Raw genomic sequence first — 20,834 nt, forward strand, 5'->3', positions numbered from 1 at the left:
TGATACAATATACAAAAACTCAAGTAATGAGTAATCCATTTCATATAGAACCATGCACATGAAGGGATTAAGACAAGAACGGATGGGGGAAAACGTAAGATGTCTACACCTACTGGATTTATGGAATACAAACGTCAACTGCCAACAGATCGTGAGCCAGCGGAGCGGATTAAGGATTGGGAAGAGTTTCATAAACACATGGCTGAAGAAGAGCTCAGAACACAAGGTGCACGATGCATGGATTGTGGTACCCCGTATTGCCATACAGGTATAGATATGATTGGCGGCACGTCAGGTTGCCCCGTGCATAACCTGATTCCAGAATGGAATAATCTTGTATATCGCGGACTGTGGAGAGAAGCACTTGAGCGCCTTCACAAAACGAATAATTTCCCAGAGTTTACAGGTCGCGTCTGTCCAGCTCCTTGCGAAGGATCATGTACAGTTGGCTTAATTGGTCAGCCTGTAACCATCAAAACGATTGAAGAAGCAATTATTGAAAAAGGTTTCGAAGAAGGATGGGTGGTTCCCCAACCTCCTGAAAAACGTACGGGTAAACGTGTAGCTGTGGTAGGCTCAGGTCCAGCGGGATTAGCTACTGCGGCTCAGTTGAATAAAGCAGGACACTCGGTAACCGTATATGAGCGTTCGGACCGTGTCGGCGGATTGCTGATGTACGGTATCCCAACGATGAAATTGGATAAAAACGTAGTTCAACGTCGTGTTGATCTGCTCGAAGCAGAAGGCATTCAATTCATTACGAACACCGAGATTGGTAAAGATATTGCAGCACAACAACTGGTGGATGAATATGACGCTGTTGTATTGTGCGGTGGTGCAACGAAGCCGCGTGAATTCAATATTGAAGGCAGCGACTTGAAAGGCGTTCATTACGCAATGGATTTCCTGAATGGCAGTATTAAGAGTTATCTGGACTCCAACTTGGAAGATGGTCAATATCTGTCCGCTAAAGATAAAGATATTATCGTCATTGGTGGCGGTGATACAGGATCTGACTGTGTGGCTACATCGCTGCGCCATGGTTGTCGTACGATCACTCAATTCGGTACGCATACACAAGCGCCTATGGAACGTGATCGCATTAACAATCCTTGGCCGCAATTCCCGAACGTATACACACTTGATTATGCACAAGAGGAAGCCAAAGCGTTGTTTGGTCAAGATCCGCGTGAGTTCTCCATCATGACAACGAAATTTGTCGGAGACGATGAGGGGAACCTCAAAGAATTGCATACAGTACAGATCGAGCGTATTGTGGATGAGACTGGTCGCAAGATTTATCAGCCGATTCCAGGTACAGAGCGTGTATTCCCGGCTCAGATGGCCATGATTGCCATTGGTTTTGATGGACCGGAACAAACGTTGGTAGAGCAACTGGGACTTGCAACAGATCGTCGCACAAACGTTAAGGCACGTTACGGCAAATACAACACCAATGTGGATAAAGTATTTGCAGCAGGTGACATGCGTCGTGGTCAAAGTTTGGTTGTATGGGCAATTAATGAAGGCCGTGAGGCTGCACGTGAAGTGGACAAATACTTGATGGGTGCTTCGGTTCTGGTGTAAAAGTATAGAACAAGTTATCAATGACAACCTTCGCGATCAGCGAGGGTTGTTTGCTGTTATTTTAACCAATTTGACTACATATTTCATGTAAGTGTGAGCAATATCATTGCTTTTTAAGTGATAAAGATTTATTATTATATTATAATGATTATAAATAAGGATTAACTGAAACCATGAATCCGTACGATAAAAGTAAATTTCAATGAATATAAATCGGAGGTGCGACCTGCTATGGCAAGTAACCGGGACAAGTCCATTTCAGAACAGATCTTTCACATTAAAAATCAATTGGTTGAAAAAGGATATAAGTTAACACAACAACGGGAAGTTACTGTACGTGTATTGCTTGAACATGAAAAGGACCATTTTAGCGCAGAGGAAGTATTTCTCCTGGTTAAGGAGCAGTTCCCTGAGATTGGATTAGCTACCGTATACCGCACTCTCGAACTGCTGAGTGACCTTCAGGTCGTTGAAAAGATTAACTTTGGTGACGGCGCTGCGCGCTTTGATCTGCGAAGTACAGACGGTTCCCATCACCACCATCATTTGATCTGTACAGAATGTGGTAAAGTAGAAGAGATTATGGAAGATGGTCTGCTTCGTTTGGAACAACAAATCGAGCGTCAGTATGGCTTTGCTGTTACGGATCATCGTCTGGATTTCCAAGGTGTATGCAAAGAGTGCAGACAAAAGCATGTATTAAAGGAACAAGCAGCAGGATAATTCATTTCGGGAAGGTGCTCCCGAATCCAAAATCTGATATAATGAGTTTCAGAAGCAAGGGGCTTCCGTCGGCGGAATGCCCCTTTTTGCCGTCATGCGGACGGTGAAGGAGGAGAGATGGACGGATGAAGACACTGGTTATAGCGGAAAAACCCGATATGGGTCGAACCATTGCCGCCGTCATAGAACCAAAGGCCAAGAACAATCGCACGTACCTGGAGGGTGAACATTACATCATCACTTGGGCGATAGGGCATTTGCTTGGACTGGCTGAACCGGATGCCTATGATACAAAGTACAAACGTTGGAATATAGCGGACCTGCCGATCATACCCGATCAGTTCAAGATTGTACCCAATCCGAGGACTAAAGATCAGCTTAAAATGATTGGAGAACTGGCAAAACGGGCTTCAGCGATCGTTAATGCTTGCGATGCAGGGAGAGAAGGTCAGTACATCTTCGCCCTCATACAACAGCAATTGAAGCTGCGTCAGCCTGTAAAGCGTTTATGGATATCGGATTTGACGGCAGAGAGCATTAGACGTGGTTTTGATGGTCTGAAGGATGCCTCTGAATTTGAAAATTTGACCCATGCTGCTCGTGCCAGAAGTGAAGCCGATTGGCTGATAGGCATGAATGCCTCACGGGCGTTTACAACCCGCCATAATGCATTGTTGTCTGTAGGCCGTGTGCAGACGCCGGTACTCGCGCTAATCTACGATCGTGAAATAGAGATTGAAGCGTTCCAGTCACAGACCTTTTATGAAGTAGCCGCCTGGTTTCGGCAGGAAGGTGTCGAGTACCGGGGGCTGCGTCAGGGAGATAAGTTGACCGATGCGGAGGCAGCAGAGGCCATTGCAGCCAGTGTGAAGGGCAAGACAGGGCAGATTACCAAATACGAAGCAAAGCAGACGAAGGAGTATCCGTATCGTTTGTATGACCTGACCCTTTTACAGCGTGAAGCCAATGCCAAGTTTGGATATGGAGCCAAAAAAACACTGGATATTGCACAGGCCTTGTATGAAAAACACAAGGTAATTTCGTATCCGCGGACAAACTCCAACTATGTTACAGAACAGAATATTGAAGGTATGCACAAAACACTAAACCTGCTTAAAAATGGTACCTATAGTGAGCTTGCGCAAGGGGCCAAGCCAGAGCTTGTTCATAAGAATAATAAAGGGGTATGTAATCCGAGCAGGGTTGAGGATCACCATGCGATCCTACCTACTTTGAAACGACCAGGTACCTTATCCAAAGATGAGCAGAACATCTATGATTTGATTGTCAGACGTTTCTTGTCTCACTTTTATCCTCCGGCGGAGTATAAGCAACATACCGTGCTCACCGAAGTGGAGAAACATCAGTTTAAGACATCTGTCAAAGAGCTGTTGTCCCTCGGATGGAAAGTGGTTCTCGGTTCTGGAGATCAGGAACAGGGCGGTGCAGGCAAGAAGAAGACCAAGAAAAACGGCAATGAGGAAGAGGAAGCTGAAGAGTGGACGGACAAGGCTTTTAGTGTGCAACCTGAATTGCCTGTTCAATGCACGAAGAGTGAGTTCAAGGAGAAGGCGACTCAACCTCCCAAAAGTTATACCGAGGGAACATTGCTGAAAGCGATGGAGAGTGCAGGCAAGCAGATCGAGAATGAAGAGCTGCGAGACGCGATGAAAGATAGTGGCCTGGGTACCCCGGCTACACGTGCGGCTACAATTGAGCGTCTCAAAAACGTAGGTTACATTACGCTGCAAGGGAAGAAAATGCAGTTAACGCTCAAAGGCAGAACGGCTATTGAGTTGATTCGTCGCGCGGGTGTAGATCTGTTAACTTCACCTGAGATGACCGGGCAATGGGAAAGAAGGTTATATCAGATTTCCAAAGGTGAGGCGGGTCAGGACAAGTTCATGGAGAACGTCAAGAAATTCACCTTGTCCATCATTGAGAAAGTGCGTGTACAAGCCCCAGCACCAGCAGATGCATTTGGGGAAGATTCAAGGGCAGGCAGGGGGAAAGGTAAAGGAGCCAGAACCCAGGCAGGCAATACAAGGACATCTGCCAAGACGGCTAGTGGCGGTTCAACTGTAAAAACGTCCCGTCAGGCTACGGCATCTTCATCGAGAGTTGGCAGTGGGAAAAGCACGGCCACCAAGGCACCATCTTCAACTGCGAGCCCAACCGGAGTGAGAGAGTTACTAGCACCTTGCCCTTCTCCCGGTTGCACGGGTCAGATTATAGAGGGCAAGAAGGGTTATGGATGCTCACGTTTCAAGGAAGGCTGTTCATTTGTGGTCTGGAAAGAGTATGCGGGCAAAAAAATCACCAGTACGATGTTAAAATCGCTGATTGAGAAGGGCAGTACACAAGTATTGTCGTTCAAACGAAAAGACGGGAGTACGGTGAAAGCACGTATTATTTTGCAAGATGTGGTAACAGGCAAATTATCTGGCGAGAAGCAGGATGCTTGATCTTAGTTAACAGTTAACATACAGCAAAAGGACCCTTATCCAAGGGTCCTTTTCTGTTGCTGCTGTTGTATATTTTCGTGTATGACTTTAGGGACCTCTTCCAGTGCAGTGATGGTATACATCGACGTTTCCGGATTGGGCTGAAGTTCTACGATGTTGTATTGCCATTCATTCGGTTGCTTGATATAAATGCTGTGAATTCCGGCTTTTACCGCAGGCATAATATCTGTGCGTAGTGAGTTGCCAATCATCCAAGTTGCACGACGATCAAACGGACCATTAGACAGAATGCCTTCCAGTGCCTCGACGTTTTTGTGTTGTCGGATATAGATCCGATCATCAAAATAAGCCGAGAGTTTCATCTGATCAATCTTGCGCTGCTGAATCACGGTTTCGCCGCCGGTATATAAGTAGAGGGAATGTCCAGCACTTTTGAGGTTCTCAAGCGTTTCAACCATATGAGGGTAAGGTTCAACCTCCTGATCGTACACACTCATACCCAACTTGCTCAGATAAGACTCTTCTCTGGGAGAGGTTAATCTGGCGAACTTGCCGGAGAAATAACGATAGGTATCAATCAAGGATTGCGGGAAATGATGACTCGCAAAACCAAGCTTGTTCACTCCGGTTACATCGATCTCCAGCTGTTTTTCCCGAATCTCTTGTGTTGTCAGAGAATGTCCATCAAACCACTCTTGCATATTCTCAAAGAATTCTCCCAAAATCAGGTTGAAGTATTTGTTGCAATATACGAGTGTATCATCAAGGTCAAACAAAATATGTTGTTTCATTATTTTCATGATCTAACTCACTCCTTGTAGCCAGTAAATCCACAATGGTTCAACTAAATTAAATGCGAATATAGGATTCCAGGAACATATTCAATTCAGATACGCCATCCGGCCGAATACTGTATTTCTCTTTACGGTTACTTCCGAGCAGATGGGTCCGTAGCAGACCTGCGATGCGTAGCGCCATCACCTGGTCTTTGACCGTGTCTTCGTCTTTACCCAGTTCTTCACACATCTCAGCGAGGGACTTGGGTTCATCCGATACGTAACGAAGCAGGCGAAGTCTTTCGGGATCAGCTAGCGCATGGGTGAAACGTAAAAGGCATGTTGGCGGCTGGTCTTCGTTCTCTTCTGGTGCATCTACGGGATACTGCATGATCATCATACCCTCATAGAAGCAGTACATATTAATAGGACGATTGTGCACCGTTGGGAAGAGGATGACTTCGTTCAGTCCCGGCATCGGTTCAACAAGAACGCCCGCTGTAGCATATTCAATAAGCAGTTCAGAGCCCATTTTATCAAGCAAAATGCGTTTTTCTTCGGCATCTTCTTCCAGCCACACACGCTGATCTTCGCTCATATTCTGACAGTAGTGTTCATCCCATAGTCGCAATAATGGGACATAACTGTTCCGAATGCGCGTAGATTCTTCTATTGTAAGAGCCGGCAGAAGAGGAGACACACGTGCAAACAGGTCTTCCGCTGTCATTCCGGCAAGCATGTCCAGGAAATCACGATTCTCCGATGTATCATTTTGATAGGCTGCCCATGCAAACAAAACATCAAAATCATCAAAAGGCCAAGTGGCAGCAGGTGCGAGCGCAGCTCGTACATTGGAACTTAGTTTGCCTTCCACTTCCAGAATCCATTCAGGACCAATATCCAGATGCTGAATCCATTTTTTCGTGACATAAACCAGAAAGCTGTTGAGCATTTCATATATCGGTGAAACATCAATTTTCACATGATAAGCCATATTGTTGCAGAATCCTCCCGTCACATCTAAATGTACGCAGCGACTTAAGTACGATTAGTGCGTGTTCAAAAAGTCTGGTTTCATCTTCGAAGCTGATGATGCCACTAGGCATGATTCGTAATCAAAAGTGAACTTTTTGAACAACCTCTATTATGGCTTGTTTTGCAGGGCGTTGTCCACTATAATGTTCAAGTCCGGGGCAAAGCCCCGATCCATGAACAGCAGTTTAAAACCATATGTATACCATACAAAAGTCGTCAGCGATGGCGATTTTTCTTTGTGTGCTCGCAGGAGGAATGAATTCGTGTCATCGATTACTCGCCCCAAACTATCACACTCGACAGCCAACTATCTCATTTTGATTACGGTTATTGTGGTAGCTGGAATAAGTCAGGGGCTTTTGCTGCCTGTGCTTTCGATTTTTTTGGAGCAAAAAGGGGTTTCACCAGGTTTAAACGGATTAAACGCCGCCGCGTTGTACATTGGCTCTTTTGCCATGACTCTCGTTGCGGAACGGTTATTGGGAGCATTAGGGTTCAAGAAGCTGATTGTAGGTGGCCTGATATTAGTCATGGCCCCTTTAATACTATTTCCGTATTTACCAGATATTAAAATATGGTTCATATTGCGTCTGATCGTTGGAATAGGAGACAGCGCACTTCATTATGCGGCTCAACTATGGGTACTGCTTGTTACTGCTCCTGAAAAGCGTGGACGCTACATATCACTATATGGCATGTCCTACGGGCTGGGATTTAGCATTGGTCCACTGGGCATCAAGTTGCTTGGATTCGGTGATGCTGTCCCATTCTGGGTGTTGTTCGTATGTATTGCCGCAGTGCTTATACTGGTATTAATGAAGCTTCCGGATACAAAACCGGAAAAAGCAGAGCATGGACAACTGCCGGAACGTCGCTTCCGTCGTAGTCTGGCATGGGCTTGGTATGCACTGTTACCAGCACTCTTATACGGCTATATGGAGGCGGGTATGAATAGTAACTTCCCCGTGTATGGGCTGCGTATTGGATTCGATACCAGTCAGATTTCGTCGTTGCTTCCTTTTATCGGGATTGGAGGTTTGTTCCTTCAATTGCCTCTCGGAATGTTGAGTGACCGATATGGGCGGAAGAAGATATTGATGTTTGCGGGTATCAGCGGGGGAATCATCTTCATGCTGGTTCCAGTCGTAGGTACGCATTTCTGGTGGACGCTTGTATTGTTAACAATCGCAGGTGGCCTGGTCGGCTCCTTTTTCTCACTGGGCCTGGCCTATGCCGCAGATATTTTACCTAAAGTATTGCTGCCTGCAGCCAACGTTGTAGCTTCCTTTCATTTCACAATTGGAAGTATTATTGGGCCGAATCTGGGTGGTCAGATGATCAACTGGATTACACCCGGAAGCATGTTCACCTTGCTCGGAATCCTGTACCTTCTTTTCGGCGTGGCAGGTATATTATTTCGTCGTAAACCTGAGTTCGAATCTGTGTTAAAATAGAAGCTGGTGTTCGCATGGAAATTGATGTCCATTTCCGAGTACACTAGTGGTAGGGAAAAACATGGACAAGAGGAGACATCGCGATGATCAGAGTAGAGAACTTGAGTAAATCCGTTGGCGTGGACCGCGTTCCCGTACTACGGGATATTCGATTTGATATGCAACAAGGTGAGATGATAGCTGTAGTTGGTTCAAGCGGTAGCGGAAAAAGCATGCTGCTCAAATGTCTGGCTATGATGGAGAAATGGGATTCAGGCCGATTTACGGTGGATGGCGCCGAGATTTTGAAAGAAGGCTGGTCCGGAAAACGGAAAATCAAACGGGAATGGGCTTACTTGGAACAAAATCCAGAACTATTTCCCAGACGTACGGCTCTTAAAAATGTATTAATCGGACGATCGGGTCAGACACCTGTATGGAGAATGGTAACCGGTATGGTGCGTTCCGATGATTATATGGGTGCTATGGATTATCTCGAAGGATTGGGATTACTTGATAAAGCACATCAAATAGCAGAGAAGCTCAGTGGTGGCGAGAAGCAGCGTGTTGCTATTGCAAGAGCACTTGCTCATGGTGCCAAAGTCGTTTTGGCCGATGAACCAGTGATTGGTCTTGACCCTCACACAGCAGATTCGGTGCTGGAAACGCTGCGCAAATTATGTGAAGAAGAACGTGCAACAGTCATTGCAGTGCTGCCTATTGAGCTTGCTGAGAAACATGCCACACGGATCTGGGGATTGGCAGAAGGCAAGATTGCTTTTGATATTCGTGGACGAAGACTGACACAGCAAGAAAAAAACCAGATTTAAACTATTGAAAAGAGTGATGAGATTGTTTAATTCACGGTGGGGACGCTTTGTAGCAGCAGGAACTATGGCGATTATGCTTGGTTCTGTTCTAAGCGGATGCACAGTCATAAGTGACCCCAAGGGTTTGATGAGAAAACCAATGATGTCCACCGATAAGGAGAAATTGTACAACGTGGTTCAGGTTAAACTGCCGCCAGAGAGTACATTGATTCGTCCCAAGGATATGAATAATACCAGCATGATTCGGGTGGAAGACCTGAACGGGGATGGAACTCGGGAAGCGATTGTTTTTTATGAGACACCAAATGAGAATGTGCGAATCCATGGCATGATTTTGGAAGAGCAGGGAGGCACATGGGTTAAAAAACTTACATTTGATGTGCCGGGAAATGAGTTGCAATCCTTTAAAGTATTGGATATTACGAATGACGGAAATCCGGATATTATTCTTGGTGTAAGTCTGCAGGAACAGAAGGCCCTGACTGCATATTCCTACAAGGGCGGGGCACTGGAGCAGGTCTTGGGTGGAGTTCCGTATAATCAATATATCATTGATGATGCGCAGGGAAACACACTGGATTTGAGCGGAGATGGTAAGAGTGATTTTGTTATCATTTCGCTGAACAACAGCGGTTTTGCAACGATTGCGTTATACCAGTACGAAGATGGCAGCTTCAAGGAAGTTGATCGGGTGCAGACCGATTATACCGTTAAAGAAGTTTATAATGCTCTGGGCGGAGAGATCGCCAAAGGACAGATGGGCATTGTACTGGATGCCGAGCTGGATGATCGGAGTTCCTTCTCGCAAATTATGTATGTTAAAGATAACAAGTTAGTCAATGCTTTCAAATCACCGGATCAAACGTATAGAGATGACAAAATTTTAAGCGGTGATGTCGATAATGATGGTATTATTGAGTTTGGACTTAAAGAGACTCCAAAAGGCTGGGAGCATTACGTATTTGACTCTCGGTTGTGGTTTTACACCTATTATCAGTGGGATGGCAAAGACAGCAAGAAATTTGTCTCATTCCAATTCCGGGATGATGCTGATTTATTTCATCTAAACCTTAAGCCAGAGTGGTACGGTAAGATCACTATTGACACCAAATCGGAAAAGGAAAAATATATTCGATTTAAAATGATTGATACGGACGAAACCGTAGCAGAGATCAAATATTTCACCCTTTCCAAGTGGGAACAGGAGAAGGGTAAAAGCTGGAAGGAAATTACGCGTACCAAAGATCGGGTTATTGCTTCACGAGTAGCACAATCAGAGGCGGGTAAAGATGCACTGAGCAATACTTCTCAGCTGAATAGAAAGGGAGAACTTAATGAGTAAAGTACTTATTCTTGAGGATGAAGAATCCATCCGCAGTTTTATAGTGATTAATTTAAAGAGAAACGGATTCGAAGTGCTTGAAGCGGGTGACGGTCATGAAGCGCTTCGCATACTGCAGACAGTACCGGATATTGATCTGGCTCTGCTGGATGTCATGGTACCAGGTATTGATGGATTCGAGGTGTGTCGACGGATCCGTGAAACCAATGAACGTCTGGGCATCATCTTTTTGACCGCGAAAGTGCAGGAACAGGACAAAGTGTATGCACTTTCCGTTGGTGCAGATGATCACGTCAGCAAGCCTTTCAGCCCAACAGAGTTGATTGCACGTATTCAGTCATTGTTACGCCGCGTGAACGTGCATCGGGAAACTGCGGCAAAGGTTACGTTCCAGTCCGGGCCATTTTCCCTGGATCTGATCTCGAAGCAATTCAAAAAACAGAATGAAGCTATTGAGTTGACTCCAACGGAGTTTTCCTTGATTCAGTTTTTCCTGGAAAAAGAAAACACACCGCTCAGCCGTGATGTATTGTTAGATCACGTATGGGGAAAAGAGTACATGGGTGATCCGAAAATTGTGGATGTCAACATTCGTCGTTTGCGTCAGAAAATTGAGAACAATCCTTCCGAGCCCGAATACCTGCAGACAGTATGGGGTCACGGGTACAAATGGAAGGGCCGGGAGCAATGATTAAAAAAGGCATTACACGGCAGATCGTACTACATTATTTCTTTGTAGTTTTTCTCGCTCTGCTGTTGGTCGAATTCGTATTTATGTTGGCAGTTCAAAGGTATTATTATGAGAGTATCTACAATACGATTAGTACCCACATTTCTAATTCAAAGGACTTTTTCGAGCCGATCGCTCGTGAGAATACTACGGAGGATGGCAATAATCTGTCTAGACTCCTTGTGAACTTGGCATTGTCCAATACTGAATTGGAAATTTTGGATCTGAACGGGCGCGTATTGGCGAGTTCGACTGCTTTTGAATCTGACCGTGCTGTGCTGCAAACCAGTGATATTATGCAGGCTCTGAATGGGGATATGGGACGCTGGATTGGAAGACAACCAGGTACTGGAGAATCCGTCATGGCCGTTTCACACAAGTTTGATCTGGGCGGCGAAAATACTTATGTTATTCGATATTTGACATCACTTGAAGATGTGAATTCAAAGCTGTTGAATATGGGACTACTCGCCGCTGCCGTCGGTGTTGGAGTGCTTGCTATAGTGTTGATCATCAGTATTGGTATGGCAAATTCCATTGTACGTCCAATTAACAACATCACCGCAGTATCTGCCCAAATGGCTAGAGGACGGCTGGATGTCAGGGTTAAAGGGAATTATAAGCACGAACTGGGCGAATTGGCATCAACACTTAACTTCATGGCACATGAGATTGTGCGGAGTAATCAGATCAAAGATGATTTTATCTCTTCGATATCACATGAATTAAGAACACCTCTGACCAGTATCAAAGGCTGGAGCGAGACACTGGATTCAGGCGGTTATGATCCGGAAGAAACCCGTATCGGTATGGGTATTATCTCCAAGGAAACCGAACGACTGATTGGACTTGTTGAAGAGATGCTGGATTTCTCCAAATTGCAGCAGAATCAGATGAAGCTGGTCAAAGGAACCGTCAACATTCGTGAAATTGTACAGGAAACGATGTTGAATGTCTGGGCCAAAGCGGAACAAAAACAGGTCCATCTCAAGTTGGAAACGGACGAGACTCGTGCTTATAATGTCCATGGAGACGGCAACAGACTGAAACAAGTCTTCTTAAACGTTGTGGATAATGCGATCAAATTTTCACATGAGAATTCCTGGATCTTCTTGTCCGTCAAAGAGGAGAATGGTCAGATTATTGCAGCTGTTCAGGACACCGGTATCGGAATTAGTGAAGAACACCTAATCAAAGTACGGGACCGTTTCTTCCAGGTAAATCATCAAAATGGGGGAACGGGACTGGGTCTTGCGATTACGCAGGAACTGGTAGAACTGCATGAGGGAACCATCACGATGCAAAGTGAACTCGGATCGGGGACAACCGTTACGGTTACGTTACCGGCTGTGGCTGAGGAGATGGGTCCAGAAGAATCTGTAACCGCGTCTGGTGATGCTGAAGTCACAGATGAGCGAACAGCAAGCGATGCTAAATCGGATCTAGAAAAGTCTTAAGGTTTTAAAAGATAAGAGATTTTTCTACCTGATGATCGAGCATGTACGCTTTATAACATCCATATCAACACAAAAAAAGGCGAGCCATCTGAGGCTCGCCTTTTACATCCTATGTTTACTTCATTATGAAGAAAGTTCACCAGCGCGCAGGCGCCCACTTTTCTCATATACTTCTTTCAACATACGAACAGGTTGCGTACGGACTGCTGGTTTGGCAGAGACGATCTCGTTTGGTCCAACGACCACAATTTCATCCGCCGTACCTTTAACGATTGCACCATCCTTGATTATTGCACCTTCACCGATGATGGCGCGTTCGATGTGAACCCCACGGCCTATGCGTGCGTTAGGCATAACGACACTGTCTTTAACCTCAGAGCCTTTACCCACTTCAGCACCGCAGAAGATAACGGAACGTTCTGAACGACCTTCAATTGCACAAGAGTCGTGAATCATGGAAGTAACATGTTCTATCTTTGTATGTCTTGCTTTGTAAGCACTTGGTTTGGAGCGCCAGTCGCGAGTAAACATCGGCCAGTTTTCTTTTTGCAGACTCCAGTCTTCCTCGTTGTGTAACAGATCCATATGTGCATCCCAAAGGCTCTTAACCGTACCTACGTCTTTCCAATAACCATTAAAGTTATAGACAAAGAGGGGATTATTTTCGTTCAACATTTGAGGAATAACATCTTTACCGAAGTCATGGCTGGATTCAGGATTAGCGGCATCTTGCAAGAGATGGCGTTTCAGATAATCCCATTTGAACATGTAAATGCCCATTGAAGCCAGATTACTTTTTGGTTCAGCCGGTTTCTCGGCAAACTCGGTTACACGCAAATCAGCATCGGCAGCCATAATCCCAAAGCGATGTGCTTCATCCCATGGAACTTCCATAACTGAAATGGTTGCTGCGGCATTATTGGCTTGATGAGCCTCCAACATATCACGATAATTCATATGATAAATATGGTCACCCGACAAAATTAGAACATTTTCGGGGTTTTGTTGATCAATATAGTCGATATTTTTATAAATAGCATCCGCCGTTCCCAAGTATTCGTCATTTCCTGTATGATAAGATGGAAGCAAGGATATTCCTGCCTCACTTGAGTTGCCATGTCCCCATGGTTCTCCTCCACCGATGTGATCGTGTAAAGATTCCGCCTGGTACTGCGTCAGTACACCTACAGTGTCAATTCCTGAATTAACGCAGTTACTGAGAGGAAAATCGATGATCCGGTAGTGCCCGCCAAACGGTACAGCGGGTTTTGCGAGACTTGAGGTTAAAGGGGCTAATCGTTTCCCTTCTCCTCCCGCCAACAGCATAGCGATGCAATCTTTATTAAACATAATCGTTTCCCTCCCAAAATATTGTGCATTGTAGTACATCATTAACGCAAAGTAGAGCAGATGAAACGATTGTTACTGTAAAAATTCTGAAAATGTACAACATTTTCTAATTCACCGCATTTTTCTTTTCAACTTGGCTAGAATGGGGTAATGGTTACTGTTATATCTATTTTCTTGAGAAGAAGGTGATCTCTTGGCCATTCAACCGTTAGCACACCCGGACATATTGCCGGAGCATATTTATTTATTTCATGAAGGTAACCTTCATCACAGTTATCGAATGTTGGGCGCGCAGCCTGAGACTTGCGATGGCCTTCAGGGGTATCGCTTTACCGTGTGGGCACCAAACGCCGTAGAAGTAGGACTGGCTATGGACCGCAATGAATGGAAAGGCGAAAAGGAACCTTTATATAAGATACCCGAATCAGGATTTTGGAGTCGTTTTTTCCCGGAAATTAGCGAAGGAACTTTATACAAGTTCCGTATATTAACGGAAGATGGAACAGAATTGCTCAAAGCGGACCCATATGCGTTTCAAGCAGAGGTTCGACCTCAGACAGCCTCTGTCACCAGTTCAATCGAAGGGTACAAATGGAATGATGGAGCCTGGAGACGCAAACAACGTGCCATGTATAACAAACCTCTACATATTTACGAAATGCACATGGGAACCTGGAAGCGCAAAGAAGATGGAAGCCTCTATAGTTATCGCGAGATGGCTGATTTGCTTGTTCCTTATTTATTAGAAATGAAATATACACATGTTGAAATGATGCCCCTTAGTGAGCATCCATATGACCTTTCGTGGGGCTACCAAAACACAGGTTTTTATGCGCCAACCAGTCGTTATGGGCATCCAAAAGATCTGATGTATCTAGTGGATACACTACATCAGGCCGGGATTGGCGTATTGCTGGATTGGGTACCTGCACATTTTGCCAAAGACGCTCATGGGTTGCGTATGTTTGATGGTACGCCTTTGTATGAGTATGCAGATCCGATGTTAGCAGAGAAGCCAGGCTGGGGTACACTTAGCTTTGACTACTCTAAACCTGAGATTCGTTCATTTCTGATCTCCAATGCATTATATTGGATGGAGATGTATCATTTTGACGGACTCCGTGTTGATGCGGTTACGAGTATGATTCGGCTTGATTTTGAGAAACAGCCAGGACAATATCGTACCAATGATGAAGGTGGTCTTGAGAACAAGGAAGCTGTAGCCTTTTTGCAGCAGCTGAATGAGACGGTGTTCAAGTATTTCCCTTATGCGTTGATGATGGCTGAAGAATCTAGTGCATGGCCAATGGTGACTTTACCTGTAGATGAAGGTGGTCTGGGTTTTAACTACAAATGGAACATGGGCTGGATGAACGATACGCTTGATTACATGGAATCTGATTTTCATGAGCGTCCTTCCAAACATCATTTGCTGACTTTCCCGGTCGTATACTCCTTTGCTGAAAATTATGTGCTACCTCTGTCACATGACGAGGTTGTTCATGGCAAAAAGTCGCTCCTCGACAAGATGCCAGGAACCTATGAGCAGAAATTTGCCGGCATGCGTGCTTTTCTGGGTTATTTTATGACTTTCCCAGGGAAAAAGCTGTTGTTTATGGGTGGAGACTTTGGCCAGTTCATCGAATGGAAAGATGAGGATCAACTGGATTGGTTCTTGCTGGATTATGACAGTCACCGCAATTTGCATAAGTTTGAGCGTGAGCTGTCTAACCTGTACTTGAGTGAAAAAGCTTTGTGGGAGCTTGATCATTCCTTGGACGGTTATGAATGGATCACTCCGGATGATCAGGACCAGAGTGTCATTTCATACGTACGCAAAGGAAAAAAACCTGCGGATACACTCCTTGTGCTCATTAACTTTCAGCCGGTCAAGCGGGAGCGTTACCGGATTGGTGTCATGCGTCCCGGTATGTATACCGAAGTACTGAACAGTGACCATTCCGTTTACGGCGGTTCAGGCATTACTAATGATATGCAACTGCCTACCGAAAAGATTCCTTTTCATGGGCATCCGCATAGTCTCGAATTGGTATTACCTCCGCTGAGCATCGTGATTCTAAAAAAGAACACACGTCGGAAAACGGATGAATCACCTGCGAGTATAACTTCCGTCAGTTCAAAAACGAAGAATAAAAATGAAAGCAACACGCTCAAACCGAAGAGGAGGACAAAGGCATGAATATTCTATTTGCTGCTGCTGAAGTACATCCATTTATCAAAACAGGAGGCCTTGCTGACGTAATCGGTGCTCTCCCGTTTGCATTGAAGAAGAGCGGGGCAGATGTGCGGGTGATTATGCCTAAGTACAAGGGGATTCCCGCTGAGTATAAAGACGCGTTACAGCCCGTAATTACAACGGATGTGCCTCTTGGCTGGCGCAGACCCTATTGTGGAATAGAAATGCTGGTTCATGATGGGATTCCAGTATATTTTGTAGATAATGAGTATTATTTTGGGCGTGATGGAGTGTACGGTTATATGGATGATGGCGAGCGTTTCGCCTTCTTCAACCGTGCAGTTCTCGAAGTGTTGCCACAGATTGAGTTCAAGCCTGACGTGCTGCACAGTCATGACTGGCATGCAGGAATGATTCCTTTGGTGCTTGAAGCGCACTACAGACACGATCCATTCTACAGTGATATTCGTACGGTATTCACCATACATAACTTGTTGTACCAAGGGGTATTCCCGCATGAGTTATTCAGTGAAATCCTTGAGCTGGACGATCGATATTTCACCGTGGATGGAGCCGAATATTACGGTAACGTCAATTTTTTGAAAGCAGGAATTGTGTATGCTGACCATGTGACAACCGTAAGCCCAACATACGCACAGGAAGTGCAAACGTCTTATTATGGATATGGTCTGGACGGACTGCTCAGTTCACTTGGAGATCGATTCAGCGGGATTGTAAATGGTATTGATACCAAGAGCTACAACCCGGCTACAGACACCAAGATCCCGGTGAAATACAGAACAAGTCTGTCCAAGAAAACGGAGAACAAAATTGAGCTGCAAAAGGAACTTGGACTTCCTGTTCGTCCTGATGTACCACTCATGGTGATGGTGACAAGGCTCGTGGACTCTAAGGGGCTTGATCTGGTCTGCCGTATCCTGGATGAATTGCTGTATTATGATGACATTCAATTCGCGGTACTTGGAACAGGGGAGCAGTCCTATGAACACTGGTTCCGTGAAGCTGCGAATCGTTATCCGCTCAAAATGTCTGCTCAGATCACGTTTAATGATGGGTTATCCCGCCGTTTCTATGCAGGCAGTGATATCTTCCTGATGCCATCGAGGTTCGAGCCATGTGGTATTAGTCAGCTACTGGCCCTGCGGTACGGTAGTGTGCCTCTCGTAAGGGAAACAGGCGGTCTGAATGATACTGTGCAGGCATACAACGAGTTTACTGGAGAAGGGAATGGTTTCTCATTCACAAGCTTTAACGCACATGACATGATGAATACCATTCGGCGTGCTGAAGAGATCTACAAACAGCCAGAACACTGGAAGAAAATTGTGAAAAATGCAATGGGCGGAGAATACAGCTGGAATGTCTCAGCTGAAGAATATATGGACATTTATCGTCGGATCACACTTGACCCTGTAAACTGATGCAATCCTGAAAAAGCCACAGCATATTATGCTGTGGCTTTTTTTAATCAAATAAAGAAAAACACTTCCGTCTCAGATGATGACTTTCATTCTGAACTTTTGGAAGTGTTTTTCTTTTATATGACTGTCTGAATTTAAACCTCAGTTGTGTAGGATAGTTGCCGGATCAAGCTGTCTGTACAAAATGCGGTACCCATAGGGGTCAAGCTTAATATTCATCATCCCTTCGGTTGGAAACACAGGCTCTTCAGTTAATGCATCTTTCCAGTCTTTTGTTTCCATAGGATGAGAAAGCGTTCGATCTTGAGGTGTATTGTTCATCCATACAGTAAAGTGAAGGTTGTCATCCACACGCTCGTACACGATACAGGGATCATTGTGATCAGCCTTGAGGAATCGGAAGCGTCCTTTGCGCAGGGCTTCATTGCTTTTGCGTAAATCGATCATCAGACGATAGAAATCATACAATTCTCTGTCTTGCTTGGCCGGATCCCACTCCATACATTTTCGACAATCCGGGTCAGCATCACCACTAATTCCCACCTCATCGCCGTAGAAGATACAAGGTGTACCGATATAGGTGAAAAGAAATACAACCGACAATTTTAAACGGCGTTTGTCTTCTCCTAACCGGGTGAGTAGTCGTGGGGTATCATGGCTGCACAGCATATTAAAGATCACTTCGTTGGTTTGTTGCGGATAGCGCATAATCAGTGAACCCATCTCGTTGGCAAAGTTATACCCATCCATTGAACCGCAGAAGAACTGAAGTACTTTGTCGGCAAATGGATAATTCATGACGGAATCGAATTGATCCCCCATGAGCCATGTCAGGGAGTCGCTCCATACTTCACCAACAATATAGGCTTCAGGATTCGCTGCCTTAACAACCTTGCGAAAATCACGCCAGAAATGGTTGTCCACCTCATTTGCTACATCCAGACGCCACCCATCCAGCTTAATTTCCTTGATCCAGTACTCAGCTACATCGAGTAGATATGCCTTAACCTCAGGGTTGGCTGTATTGAACTTGGGCATGTTGCCATAGAACCCAAATGTATCGTAGGTTGGTATACCATCCTTGATCTGAACCGGATATTCATTGATGTGGAACCAATCGGCATACTTAGAGTTTTTTCCATTCTGGAGAACGTCTTGAAAAGGAGGGAAGTCTTCGCTGCAATGGTTAAACACCGCGTCAAGCATGACACGTATACCCAAGCGATGACATTCTTCTGTCAATTGTTTGAGCAGGGCATTATCACCGAAATGGGGGTCGACTTTTTTATAATCAATCGTGTCGTATTTGTGGTAGGAATTGGCCTGGAATAACGGGGTAAAGTAAATGGCGTTCACGCCAAGTTCAGTTAGGTCATACAGATGATCCAGCACACCTTGCAGATCTCCACCAAAATAATTGTCCAACTCAGGTTTGCCACCCCAGTCATGGGTTTCTTTTGGATTCAGCTTAGGATCTCCATTAGCAAACCGTTCCGTCATGATCTGATAAAAGACGGCTTCTTTGGCCCACTCGGGCACCTTAAACACATCAATTTCATGTATATACGAGAACTCATAATATCCTCCAGTTGGATAGGGGGTCTCATAATGAATTCCATTATCCGCTAGAAACACATCTTCTGAACCGGCAGTTATCCGAAATATATAGGTGAGACGTTTGAATTGTGGCTTGACGGCAGCCTCCCAATAATCAAACATGTTGTCTGAAGCAGCCTTCTCCAATTGAATTTCCTTGTACGTTCCATTCCAATCGTACTTATCTCCGGTCAGTGCAGTCACGTATTGCACATCATTACGTTTGGTTCGTACGCGCAGATGTATGGTAGACGAATTATAAGCATAAGCCCATTTGTCACGAGGAACATGATACATGGCTTCGAGCAGCATGACAGCACCTCCTGAATATAGGATAAGTTATGAAAACCAGTCTTTTTGAACACGCACTTATAGTTATAATTAACCAAGTTAGACAGCAAACGAATCACATTTACTGTAATAAAATGTATTATTTTCATCGTTTTCAAAGGTTTCTTTCACAGCATTTCCAGCTTTGTGTTGAATATACTTACAGCTAATTTAGAAAAAGGGTGCCCTGAACAGCTTGGAATTCAAGATTGTTCAGGGCACCCCTATATAACATGTTGAAAGTGAATTTTAGCGAATAGCTTGCTCAAACTCCGTGCGGATGGTTTGAAGCAGCTCTGGCTGGCTCAGTACGTCATAGGCTGTTGTAGCAAGTGCCTTGGCTCCCAGAATCATGCCATCCAGCGCACGCTCCTGTAGTGCAAGGTCACGGAAGGCTATGGAGTGCAGTGTATGCACCTCGTCTACAACACGAATGTAGGGATGGATTGCAGGACATTTCAGGGAAACATTACCGATGTCCATAGAGCCGTGATCATTACCACTCACAATCTCTTCTTGCGGGATACCGAGTTCCATCAGATTTTGACTAAACGCAGCTGAGAATGCTTCATTGGTAACCATCTCGTCATAGGATGTTTCATAGTTGGATGTCACGAGCTTACAACCTGTCTGCAAAGCAGAGCCTTCAGCGATCTGAATCACACGTTCTGTGAGGATATTCAGTTCTTTACGAGTTGCTGCCCGTACATAAAATTGCGCAGAAGCATAGTCAGGAATGATATTTGCTGCCTGACCTCCGTTGTTGATCACACCATGAATCCGAACGGTGCTTTTCACTTGTTGACGGAATGCATTAATCCCGTTGAACGTTTGAATGACAGCATCAAGTGCATTAATACCTTCGTGCGGACTTGCAGCAGCATGTGAAGATCGGCCATGGAATTCAAATTGCACAGCATCAATAGCCAGCGAGCTGCCTGACTTTTCGTAGGCATAATATGGATGCGCCATGAGAGCGACGTCACAGTCATCGAACAAACCTGCTTCAGCCATCGGAACTTTGGCACCACGTGTCTCTTCAGCGGGGGTACCAAACACTTTAATGGTTCCACCTACTTCATCCAGAATAGATTTTAGCCCAACAGCGGCCCCAAGACTCATCATACAGATCAGATGGTGACCACAAGCGTGACCGATCTCCGGCAAGGCGTCATATTCGCACAATAAAGCAATGGTAGGGCCGGGTTTGGCGGCTGAATAGGTTCCGATAAAGGCTGTCTCCAGACCGAGGATTGGAGCCTCTACAGTGAAACCGTGGAAGAGCAGTTCTTCTTTCAAACGGGCAGAAGCGAGATACTCTTCATTTCCCAGTTCGGGGTTGGCACCGATATATGATGAAATGGCTTTAAAACGGGAAGCATATTGATCAATAACCGTCAGAATTTGTGATTTGTTAGCTGTCATTAGTAAACTCCTTATGCAAAAATGAAAATAATTTATTGATTATATCATGTTTGCTTTATTTTTTCAGAAACAAGTCAAGATTTGTAATGTCAAAATGCATTGCATAATCATGCATT

15 protein-coding genes are annotated in these 20,834 nt (G+C 45.0%); 10 read left to right on the top strand and 5 right to left on the bottom strand.

Going from position 1 to position 20,834, the window contains the following annotated elements; genetic code table 11:
• Positions 1-99 precede the first annotated feature (99 nt).
• The 3 genes from ACDJ59_RS08125 (at position 100) to ACDJ59_RS08135 (ending at position 4,775) form a co-directional block, all read left to right on the top strand.
• Positions 100-1,587, top strand: coding sequence for a glutamate synthase subunit beta (locus ACDJ59_RS08125; RefSeq protein WP_036673826.1), 1,488 nt, complete (start codon positions 100-102; stop codon positions 1,585-1,587).
• A 231-nt stretch (positions 1,588-1,818) separates the two neighbouring features.
• Entirely contained in the window at positions 1,819-2,310 is a 492-nt protein-coding gene (locus ACDJ59_RS08130; RefSeq protein WP_036613667.1) for a Fur family transcriptional regulator, read from the top strand.
• Positions 2,311-2,435: 125 nt separating this feature from the next.
• Positions 2,436-4,775, top strand: a complete 2,340-nt coding sequence (locus tag ACDJ59_RS08135; RefSeq protein WP_413408294.1) for a DNA topoisomerase 3 — start codon at positions 2,436-2,438, stop codon at positions 4,773-4,775.
• Positions 4,776-4,810: 35 nt separating this feature from the next.
• Here ACDJ59_RS08135 and ACDJ59_RS08140 read toward each other — a convergent pair whose 3' ends face one another.
• Together ACDJ59_RS08140 and ACDJ59_RS08145 are read right to left on the bottom strand one after the other, a co-directional pair.
• On the bottom strand, positions 4,811-5,575 hold the full coding sequence (locus ACDJ59_RS08140) for an HAD family hydrolase (protein WP_405169906.1): 765 nt from the start codon (positions 5,573-5,575) through the stop codon (positions 4,811-4,813).
• A gap of 49 nt (positions 5,576-5,624) precedes the next feature.
• Positions 5,625-6,545 carry an ArsR/SmtB family transcription factor gene (locus ACDJ59_RS08145; protein ID WP_036613670.1) on the bottom strand — a complete coding sequence of 307 codons (921 nt, stop codon included), beginning with the start codon at positions 6,543-6,545 and terminating at the stop codon, positions 5,625-5,627.
• A 304-nt stretch (positions 6,546-6,849) separates the two neighbouring features.
• Between ACDJ59_RS08145 and ACDJ59_RS08150 the strand changes: the two genes are divergently transcribed.
• The 5 genes from ACDJ59_RS08150 to ACDJ59_RS08170 all read left to right on the top strand — a co-directional run bounded on the left by ACDJ59_RS08150 (position 6,850) and on the right by ACDJ59_RS08170 (position 12,378).
• A complete protein-coding gene (locus ACDJ59_RS08150; protein ID WP_413408296.1) occupies positions 6,850-8,040 on the top strand; it encodes an MFS transporter in 1,191 nt (396 codons plus the stop codon).
• Positions 8,041-8,123: 83 nt separating this feature from the next.
• Positions 8,124-8,849, top strand: coding sequence for a phosphonate ABC transporter ATP-binding protein (locus tag ACDJ59_RS08155; RefSeq protein WP_036613671.1), 726 nt, complete (start codon positions 8,124-8,126; stop codon positions 8,847-8,849).
• 22 nt (positions 8,850-8,871) lie between these two features.
• Positions 8,872-10,191: a hypothetical protein gene (locus tag ACDJ59_RS08160; protein WP_143781232.1), complete on the top strand. Its 1,320-nt coding sequence runs from the start codon at positions 8,872-8,874 to the stop codon at positions 10,189-10,191.
• On the top strand, positions 10,184-10,882 hold the full coding sequence (locus ACDJ59_RS08165; protein ID WP_017688086.1) for a response regulator transcription factor: 699 nt from the start codon (positions 10,184-10,186) through the stop codon (positions 10,880-10,882). Before ACDJ59_RS08160 ends, ACDJ59_RS08165 begins: the two co-directional genes overlap by 8 nt.
• The gene (locus ACDJ59_RS08170) at positions 10,879-12,378 is read left to right on the top strand and encodes an ATP-binding protein (RefSeq protein WP_413408297.1); all 1,500 of its coding nucleotides are present in this window, start codon (positions 10,879-10,881) and stop codon (positions 12,376-12,378) included. The genes ACDJ59_RS08165 and ACDJ59_RS08170 overlap by 4 nt, the downstream gene beginning before the upstream one ends.
• 123 nt (positions 12,379-12,501) lie before the next feature.
• Here the strand turns inward: ACDJ59_RS08170 and ACDJ59_RS08175 are convergent, their stop codons facing one another.
• The gene (locus ACDJ59_RS08175) at positions 12,502-13,728 is read right to left on the bottom strand and encodes a glucose-1-phosphate adenylyltransferase (RefSeq protein WP_340905152.1); all 1,227 of its coding nucleotides are present in this window, start codon (positions 13,726-13,728) and stop codon (positions 12,502-12,504) included.
• Positions 13,729-13,921: 193 nt separating this feature from the next.
• On the opposite strand from ACDJ59_RS08175, the gene glgB reads away from it, so the two are divergent.
• Positions 13,922-15,928, top strand: coding sequence for a 1,4-alpha-glucan branching protein GlgB (glgB, locus tag ACDJ59_RS08180; RefSeq protein ID WP_413408298.1), 2,007 nt, complete (start codon positions 13,922-13,924; stop codon positions 15,926-15,928).
• The gene (glgA, locus tag ACDJ59_RS08185) at positions 15,925-17,367 is read left to right on the top strand and encodes a glycogen synthase GlgA (protein ID WP_413408300.1); all 1,443 of its coding nucleotides are present in this window, start codon (positions 15,925-15,927) and stop codon (positions 17,365-17,367) included. The genes glgB and glgA overlap by 4 nt, the downstream gene beginning before the upstream one ends.
• Before the next feature lie 141 nt (positions 17,368-17,508).
• Here glgA and ACDJ59_RS08190 read toward each other — a convergent pair whose 3' ends face one another.
• Both ACDJ59_RS08190 and ACDJ59_RS08195 read right to left on the bottom strand, forming a co-directional pair.
• A complete protein-coding gene (locus tag ACDJ59_RS08190) occupies positions 17,509-19,275 on the bottom strand; it encodes an alpha-glycosidase (RefSeq protein WP_413408301.1) in 1,767 nt (588 codons plus the stop codon).
• A gap of 267 nt (positions 19,276-19,542) precedes the next feature.
• On the bottom strand, positions 19,543-20,718 hold the full coding sequence (locus tag ACDJ59_RS08195) for a M20 family metallopeptidase (protein ID WP_047843367.1): 1,176 nt from the start codon (positions 20,716-20,718) through the stop codon (positions 19,543-19,545).
• Positions 20,719-20,834: the final 116 nt, after the last annotated feature.

Source organism: Paenibacillus amylolyticus (genome assembly GCF_047302515.1).
GTDB lineage: Bacteria > Bacillota > Bacilli > Paenibacillales > Paenibacillaceae > Paenibacillus > Paenibacillus amylolyticus_G.

Bases quoted from the DNA above. Each gene is read 5' to 3' on its own strand.
- ACDJ59_RS08130 (WP_036613667.1), top strand. From the start codon at position 1,819: ATGGCAAGTAACCGGGACAAGTCCATTTCAGAACAGATCTTTCACATT.
- ACDJ59_RS08165 (WP_017688086.1), top strand. From the start codon at position 10,184: ATGAGTAAAGTACTTATTCTTGAGGATGAAGAATCCATCCGCAGTTTT.
- ACDJ59_RS08145 (WP_036613670.1), bottom strand. From the start codon at position 6,545: ATGGCTTATCATGTGAAAATTGATGTTTCACCGATATATGAAATGCTC.
- ACDJ59_RS08135 (WP_413408294.1), top strand. From the start codon at position 2,436: ATGAAGACACTGGTTATAGCGGAAAAACCCGATATGGGTCGAACCATT.
- ACDJ59_RS08155 (WP_036613671.1), top strand. From the start codon at position 8,124: ATGATCAGAGTAGAGAACTTGAGTAAATCCGTTGGCGTGGACCGCGTT.
- ACDJ59_RS08195 (WP_047843367.1), bottom strand. From the start codon at position 20,718: ATGACAGCTAACAAATCACAAATTCTGACGGTTATTGATCAATATGCT.
- glgA (WP_413408300.1), top strand. From the start codon at position 15,925: ATGAATATTCTATTTGCTGCTGCTGAAGTACATCCATTTATCAAAACA.
- ACDJ59_RS08175 (WP_340905152.1), bottom strand. From the start codon at position 13,728: ATGTTTAATAAAGATTGCATCGCTATGCTGTTGGCGGGAGGAGAAGGG.
- ACDJ59_RS08190 (WP_413408301.1), bottom strand. From the start codon at position 19,275: ATGCTGCTCGAAGCCATGTATCATGTTCCTCGTGACAAATGGGCTTAT.
- ACDJ59_RS08140 (WP_405169906.1), bottom strand. From the start codon at position 5,575: ATGAAAATAATGAAACAACATATTTTGTTTGACCTTGATGATACACTC.
- ACDJ59_RS08125 (WP_036673826.1), top strand. From the start codon at position 100: ATGTCTACACCTACTGGATTTATGGAATACAAACGTCAACTGCCAACA.
- ACDJ59_RS08170 (WP_413408297.1), top strand. From the start codon at position 10,879: ATGATTAAAAAAGGCATTACACGGCAGATCGTACTACATTATTTCTTT.